The sequence below is a fragment of the Halomonas sp. TH-94 genome, assembly GCF_057473365.1.
Genome location: NZ_JBYCKL010000079.1, coordinates 1 through 7,213 on the forward strand (window position 1 = coordinate 1; position 7,213 = coordinate 7,213).

At 64.9% G+C, this 7,213-nt stretch carries 6 protein-coding genes and 1 pseudogene; 5 read left to right on the forward strand and 2 right to left on the reverse strand.

Translation table 11 applies throughout. From position 1 onward, the window contains the following. Both AC2VNO_RS14830 and AC2VNO_RS14835 read left to right on the forward strand, forming a co-directional pair. Positions 1 to 324, forward strand: a 324-nt coding sequence (locus tag AC2VNO_RS14830) for a winged helix-turn-helix domain-containing protein (RefSeq protein WP_486934857.1), incomplete at its 5' end; no start/stop codon positions are given. Between the two features lie 3 nt (positions 325 to 327). Then, complete coding sequence (locus AC2VNO_RS14835; protein ID WP_486934858.1) at positions 328 to 1,968, forward strand: ATP-binding protein; 1,641 nt, start codon at positions 328 to 330, stop codon at positions 1,966 to 1,968. On the opposite strand, the gene AC2VNO_RS14840 is transcribed toward AC2VNO_RS14835, so the two are convergent. Continuing rightward, positions 1,955 to 2,869: a LysR family transcriptional regulator gene (locus AC2VNO_RS14840; RefSeq protein WP_486934859.1), complete on the reverse strand. Its 915-nt coding sequence runs from the start codon at positions 2,867 to 2,869 to the stop codon at positions 1,955 to 1,957. The genes AC2VNO_RS14835 and AC2VNO_RS14840 overlap by 14 nt on opposite strands. A 97-nt stretch (positions 2,870 to 2,966) precedes the next feature. Here AC2VNO_RS14840 and metE point away from each other — a divergent pair, with 97 nt between their 5' ends. Beyond that, positions 2,967 to 5,264, forward strand: coding sequence for a 5-methyltetrahydropteroyltriglutamate--homocysteine S-methyltransferase (gene metE / locus AC2VNO_RS14845; RefSeq protein WP_486934860.1), 2,298 nt, complete (start codon positions 2,967 to 2,969; stop codon positions 5,262 to 5,264). Between the two features lie 103 nt (positions 5,265 to 5,367). Further along, a complete protein-coding gene (locus AC2VNO_RS14850) occupies positions 5,368 to 6,096 on the forward strand; it encodes an MliC family protein (RefSeq protein ID WP_486934861.1) in 729 nt (242 codons plus the stop codon). A gap of 11 nt (positions 6,097 to 6,107) precedes the next feature. Here the strand turns inward: AC2VNO_RS14850 and AC2VNO_RS14855 are convergent, their stop codons facing one another. After that, a complete protein-coding gene (locus tag AC2VNO_RS14855; protein ID WP_486934862.1) occupies positions 6,108 to 6,767 on the reverse strand; it encodes a helix-turn-helix transcriptional regulator in 660 nt (219 codons plus the stop codon). Between the two features lie 133 nt (positions 6,768 to 6,900). On the opposite strand from AC2VNO_RS14855, the pseudogene AC2VNO_RS14860 reads away from it, so the two are divergent. Continuing rightward, positions 6,901 to 7,213, forward strand: a pseudogene (locus AC2VNO_RS14860) (superoxide dismutase [Fe]); the annotation flags it as partial.

Below are 7,213 nucleotides of genomic sequence, written 5' to 3' on the forward strand. Positions count from 1 at the left end.
ACCGATCAATCCGGCGATGCGCGGCTCAGCTTCGGCAACCTGGAGGTCGACAGCGCCACTCGCGAGGCTTGGCTGGCCGGCGAGCGTATCGATCTCACCAGTGCCGAATTCGATCTGCTGTGGTTGCTGGCAAGCAATGCCGGTCGGGTGCTCACGCGGGAGGAGATATTCAACGACCTGCGTGGAATCAAGTACGACGGCCAGGATCGCTCCATTGATGTAAGGGTTTCGCGAATTCGTCCCAAGATCGGCGACGACCCCAACCATCCACATCGAATAAAGACGGTGCGCAGCAAAGGTTACCTGTTCGTCAAGGACGCCTGATCCATGCAGCGGTTCCTCGCCGATGGCTCCTTCCTGCGTGTCTATCTGGCCTTGGCGCTGGCGTTGTTACTGACATTTGGCCTGGCCCTGATGGGCCTGGCCCTTGTCGATCGTGTGCGCGTCGAGCAATACCGCGAGCATCTGGCGGCTGCACCGTTGCAGTTGCTCACCAGGCGAGTGGCGGCCCTACCGCCTCACGAGCGCGGTTACTGGCTGACCCAGCAGTCCGATATGCTCAACATGCATCTTTCATTGCGTGAGCCGGACGACACCAACCTGAGCTGGTTCGAGCGGCGGCGCCTGGAGCGCGGACGCGTGCTGGTAAAGGTCTACGATGAAGACAGCTGGCGCCTCTACCGACGCCTGCCGCGTGAAGATCGTATTCTCGAGGCCCGCCTGTCGGGGCTAAACGAGCGTCAGCTGCGTGGCTTGGCGCAGCTGCTCGGAAACTGGCTTGCCGAGGTCGACGGCGAGGCTCGTCAGCGCCGCCTCGAAGGTGTGGCCAGTTATGCCCTGCCGGTTCACCTGCGGGACTTGGCGCCCGAAGGGCTCGATAGCCATCAGCTGACGCGGCTTCGCGAGGGCGAGCTGGTGATTCGCCTGCTGCCAGGGCACTGGGCGCTGACGGTTCACCTGGCCGTACCCGCCGCCGATGGCTCGCGGCAGTGGCTGTCGATCGGCCCGGTCTCGGCGCTGGAACCCACTCCCATATCGCTGCTGCTGCTGGTGTTGATGATCATGCTCGGCGTGCTTGCGGCGATCATCTATCTGATCGTGCGCGGCGTCGAGGCGCGCCTGGCGCGGCTCGAGCTGGCCGCTGGGCGCATAGCCAGCGGCAGGCTCGACACCCGAGTCAAGGTCGATGGCGGCGGCTTCATTGGCCGGGTGGGGATGGCTTTCAATGCCATGGCTGCTCAGGTGCAGGCGCTGCTGCGTTCACAGCAGGAGATGATTCGTGCGGTGTCGCATGAGCTGCGAACGCCGGTGGCGCGCATCCGCTTCGCCATGCAGATGGTCGAGGACATGACCGACGATCCTGCCGTGCACCGGCAGCTGCATGGTATCGACAGCGATATCGAGGAGCTCGACCAGCTCATCGACGAGATTCTTACCTACGCCAGGCTGGATAGCGGCCTGGTCAACGGCACCGCCCTGGAGCGTACCCGGGTCGATTGCCGTGCCGTTGCCGAACGGGTCATAGAGACCCTGGCACCGTTGCATGCCCATCTACGCCTGGAGTTGGCGCCGGGGCCGGATGTCGAGGTCCAGGCCGATCCGCGCTATTTGCAGCGGGCACTGCAGAATCTCGTGGCCAATGCGTGTCGCCATGCCCAGTCGCGAGTCTTGGTGAGATTATGCCTGGAGTCGCGCCTGCTCAGGCTCGATATCGAAGACGATGGGCCCGGCGTGCCGGCCGGCGAACGCCAGAACATCTTCAAACCCTTTGCCCGGCTCGACGACAGCCGCACTCGACGCAGCGGAGGCTACGGTCTGGGGCTCTCCATCGTGCAGAAGATCATGGCCTGGCACGGCGGCAGCGTGGTGGTGGACGACAGCCGCGAGCTTGGCGGCGCCTGTTTCTCGCTGTTGTTGCCGCTGGTACCTCATGACAAGCCCAAGCTGACCAGGGTCAAGCCGGCCTGATGCCTTCCAGGACGGCAAACGACGTCTCGCGTGCCGTGCGCAGGAAATCTTCCATCCAGGGCTGATCGCGGCTCTCTTCACGAATGGCGGCAAAGAGCGTGCTCCACATGCCGCCTTCCCCCAGGCTGACGGCTTTCACGTAGTCGCGCTCGAGGTACTCGGTGAGCGCCCAGTTGGGCAGCGCACAGACTCCGCGGCCGCTGGCCACCAACTGCATCATCATGATCGTCAGCTCTGCCGTGCGAACTTCCCGCGGCCTCACTCCAGCCGGGTCTAGGAACTGGGTGAAAACATCGAGCCGGGCGTGCTCCACGGGATAGGTGATCAAGGTCTCCTCGGCCAGCTCCTGGGGCGGCACTGAGTGGCGGTCGGCCAGGCGGTGCTGACGGGCCACCGCCAGCAGCCCTTCATAGCGGAACAGCGGCTCGTAGTAGACCCCGGCCAGGGGCTGCGGATCGGCGGTGATGACAAGATCCAGTTGTTCACGGGCCAATGCCGGCAGCGGGTCGAAATGGTGGCCGCCGGGAATGTCGATTTCCACCTCCGGCCAGTGGTCGCGGAAGCGGTCGACGGTGGGCATCAGCCACTGAAAACAGCTGTGGCATTCGATGGCCATGTGCAGGCGTCCCGGCTCGTGGCCGATCAGCCGTGCCACGTCGCGCTCGGCCATGCGTACCAGCGGCAGCACCTGTTCCGCCAACACCAGCAGGCGTTGTCCGGCCCGGGTGAATTCCACCGGTCGTGTCTTGCGCACGAACAGCCCTGTGCCCAGACGCTCTTCGAGGTCCTTGATCTGATGCGACAGCGCCGACTGGGTCAGGTGGACCCGTTCGGCGGCCTCGACCAACGAGCCGGCATCGCGCAGGGCGATCAGAGTGCGCAGATGACGAAGTTCAATCATGAGTTTGGCTCATGTTTTAAGTTAATATATTTAGTTTGATTCAATTTGCGCTGCCAGCGAGACTCTACGGCAACATTCATGCCTAGAGGGAATTATCATGACATTAGCTCATGTTCTTGGCTATCCGCGAATCGGCGCCGACCGCGAACTCAAGCGGGCCGTCGAGGCCTACTGGCAAGGTGAGCTGGACCGCGAAAGCCTCGAAGCCTGCGGGCGCGAACTGCGGGCACGCCATTGGCAGGCACAGCATGACGCCGGGCTCGATCTGGTCACGGTGGGCGATTTCGCCTTCTACGATCAGGTGCTCAACGTCAGCGTGCTGCTCGGCGCCGTGCCGGCCCGTTTCGCCGCCGAGGCAGAGGTTGCCCGCGGCGAGGTGGAACTCGACACCCAGTTTCGCATGGCTCGCGGGCGTGCGCCCAGTGGAGCGCCGGCAGCTGCCTGCGAGATGACCAAGTACTTCGATACCAACTACCACTACCTGGTCCCGGAGCTGCACCCGGGGCAAGAGTTCCGGCTGGCCAGCTCGCGGTTGTTCGATGAAGTGGCCGAGGCACGCGCGGCGGGGCACCCGGTCAAGGTGGTTCTCACCGGGCCGCTGACCTGGCTGTGGCTGGGCAAGGGGCGCGAGAAAGGCTTCGACCGCCTGAGCCTGCTCGAAGCGCTGCTGCCCGTCTATGCCTTGATCCTCGAGCGCCTGGCCGAGCAAGGCGTGGAGTGGGTGCAGCTCGATGAGCCGGCCCTGGTACAGGATCTGCCGGCCGAGTGGCGCCAGGCCTTCGAGTTCGCCTACAACAGGCTGCGCGCCGCCCCGGTCAAGCTGCTGGTGGCCACCTATTTCGGCGGGCTGGGCGACAACCTGCGCCTGGCCGTGAGCCTGCCGGTAGATGGCCTGCACATCGACACGGTACGTGCCCCCGAGCAGCTTACGGCGGTGCTCGACAATCTGCCCGGTTACAAGGTGCTGTCGGTGGGCGCCATCGACGGTCGCAACATCTGGCGCGCCGACCTGGCGGCCCTGCGCGAGCGCCTGGCCAATGCCCGCATGCGCTTGGGCGAACGGCTGTGGCTGGCGCCCTCCTGCTCGCTGTTGCACGTGCCGGTAGACCTCGATGCCGAAACGGAGCTCGACGAGGAGCTCCAGAGCTGGCTGGCCTTTGCCCGCCAGAAGCTCGACGAGACGGTGACCCTGGCACGGTTACTCGGCAATCGTGGCAATGACGAGGATCGTGCCCGGGTTGCTGCCGCCACGGCGGCGCTGGATGCCCGTCGGGCTTCGCCGCGGCTGCATCGCCCCGAGGTCGCCCAGCGCCTCGCAAGCGTGGGAGATGGCGAGCGTTCGCGTGACAATCCCTATCCCGTCAGGGCCAAGGCGCAGCGCCGTAAGCTGAATCTGCCGCTGTTTCCCACCACCACCATCGGTTCCTTCCCCCAAACCGGGGAAATTCGCGCCGCTCGTCGGGCCTTCAAGAACGGCGAGCTGGGGCCGGCGGCCTACGAGGCGAAGATGCGCGACGAAATCGCCGACGCGGTGCGGCGCCAGGAGTCGCTGGGAATCGACATGCTGGTGCATGGCGAGGCCGAGCGTAACGACATGGTGGAGTACTTCGGCGAGCAGCTTGAGGGCTATGTCTTCACTCGTCATGGCTGGGTGCAGAGCTACGGCTCGCGCTGCGTCAAGCCCCCGATCATCGTCGGCGACGTCTCCCGGCCGGCGCCGATGACGGTAGCCTGGAGCCGCTACGCGCAGTCGCTCTCCGCACGGCCAATGAAAGGCATGCTCACGGGGCCGGTGACCATGCTGCAGTGGTCCTTCGTGCGCGACGACCAGCCGCGTGAGGCCACCTGCCGGCAGATCGCCCTGGCCCTGCGCGACGAAGTCGCCGATCTCGAAGCTGCCGGTATCCCGGCGATCCAGATCGACGAACCTGCGCTGCGCGAGGGGCTGCCGCTGCGCCGGGGTGAGTGGCAGACCTACCTCGACTGGGCGGTGGAATGTTTCCGTCTGACCGCTTCGGTCGCTCGCGATGCCACGCAGATCCACACCCACATGTGCTACTCCGAGTTCAACGACATCATCACCGCCGTCGCCGCGTTGGATGCCGACGTCATCACCATCGAAACCTCGCGCTCGAACATGGAACTGCTCGATGCTTTCCAGGACTTCGCCTATCCCAACGAGATCGGTCCGGGCGTTTACGACATTCACTCGCCCAACGTGCCGGAAGTGGCGTGGATGGTGCAACTGATGGAGAAGGCGGCCGAGCGTATCCCCGTCGAGCGGCTGTGGGTCAATCCCGACTGCGGGCTCAAGACTCGCGGCTGGGCCGAGGTGGAGCCGGCCTTGGCCAATATGGTCGAAGCCGCTCGAGAACTGCGTCGACGCCACGGCTGAAGCGTTTCGCAACGCTACGTTCGCGGCGCGTGTAATGACCACCGGGCTGCCAGGCACCGGTGGCTGTTATGCTGTGGCGGTTCGACACGCCCAAGGAACCCTCATGACGCTTCGTTTTTTCCCGTTCTGCCGTCCGGCCATGCTGGCTGCCGCTTCGCTGTTTCTGGCCGGCTGTGCCGCCACGCCCGTCGAGGGTCCACGCCCTGGCACAGGTCAGGTTGCCAGCACCGCGCCACTGCTACCCTCGATGCTGTTTGCCGGCGGCGCCGAGCATTTCGAGGCCTGGCGCTGCACGTCGGAGCAGGATCTTGTCACCGCATTCGGCGAGCGCGAGCTACGGCTGTGGTCGGCCCACGGCGCCTATCGCCTGGCGCCGGCCGTGGTGGCCAGCGGTGCGCGCTATCAGCAGGGCGACCTGAGCTTCTGGAACAAGGGCGGAGACGCCGTGGTGGAAAGCGCCAATGGCCGACTCGACTGCACGGCTGCCATGGCGCGCTCGGCGCTGACCCGCGAGCAGCGCCCCGGGGTGATGTTCCATGGCCGCGGCAACGAGCCGGGCTGGCACGTCAATCTGCGCCATGACCTTCCCCAATTGACACTGACGCTGGACTACGGCGCCCGGGAAATGACGTTGCCCTATCGGGTCACCGCGATGGACAACGGCGGGGGCAGGGTAGCGCTGGCCAGCGGTTTGACCGACCAGCCCTTCGAGTTGCGCCTGGAAGCACGCGCCTGCTTCGATGACATGAGCGGCGAGCCGTTCCCGACCCGGGTCACGCTCACTTTCGAGGGTCAAACCTATCGGGGTTGTGGGCAAGGAATAGCACCCTAGGTCGCTTTCGATTAGCGCTTCCGGATGCTATAGACGCAGCGTCTGGCGCCGGTCAGCACGTGATCGCTGCGCTCGACGCTGACGTTCTCTCCCAGCACGGCGCGAAACACCTCCAGCTCGGAACGGCATAGATCCGGGCAGGTTCTGGCGGCCTGACAGATCGGACAATGGTTTTCGATCAACAGCAGGCTGCCATCCGCCGCTTGCTGCCACTCCGCCATGTAACCCTCGCGTGAGCGAATCTCGGCCAGTTGCTGCACTCTCTCTTCGAGGCTGTCGCTACCGGCCAGGGCCTGGCGATACTGCGCCAAGGTCTCTGCCTGGCGCGCCTCGATCAGCCGAGCCAATGCGTGGTCACCCAAGGTGTCGCGCACGCTGACGATCAGCCGAGAGGCCAACTCGGCATGGCCATCGGCAAAGCGCGCATGTCCGGCCTCGCTGAGCCGCCACTCGATCGTTGGCCGCCCCACGCCGCCGGGGAGGGGGCGCTGGGCTACCAGACCTTGGCGAGCCAGCTTGACGAGCTGCTGGCGAGCATTCTCACCGCTGGTACCGAGCATCTCGCCCAGTGCCGCAGCGGAGCGAGGTCCGCGGGTCTTGAGTAAAAACAGCAGTCGCTCGGCGCTATCCGCCTGGGCGCTGCCGCCTTTTCCATCATGGTTGCTTGACATGAAGGCAGCTGGATTTAATCTAGTGGTTTCTTGGAAAATAGCGGCGGGGCACGCGCAAGGCAAGTCGGGAGCGAGTCCGGCTGTCCTTGTGCCGACCCCGCCACCCCACCGTGAAAAGCAAGGAGCCACAATAATGGCCTTCGAACTGCCCGCATTGCCGTATGAAAAGAACGCCCTCGAGCCGCATATCTCCGCCGAGACCCTGGAGTATCATTACGGCAAGCACCACCAGGCCTACGTCAACAAGCTCAACGAGCTGACCGAAGGTACCGACGACGCCAACAAGTCGCTTGAGGAGATCATCAAGTCCTCTTCCGGTGGCCTGTTCAATCAGGCGGCGCAGGTGTGGAACCATACCTTCTACTGGCACTGCCTCGCGCCCAACGGTGGCGGCGAGCCGAGCGGCGCGCTGGCCGAGGCGATCAACGCCAAGTTCGGCTCCTTCG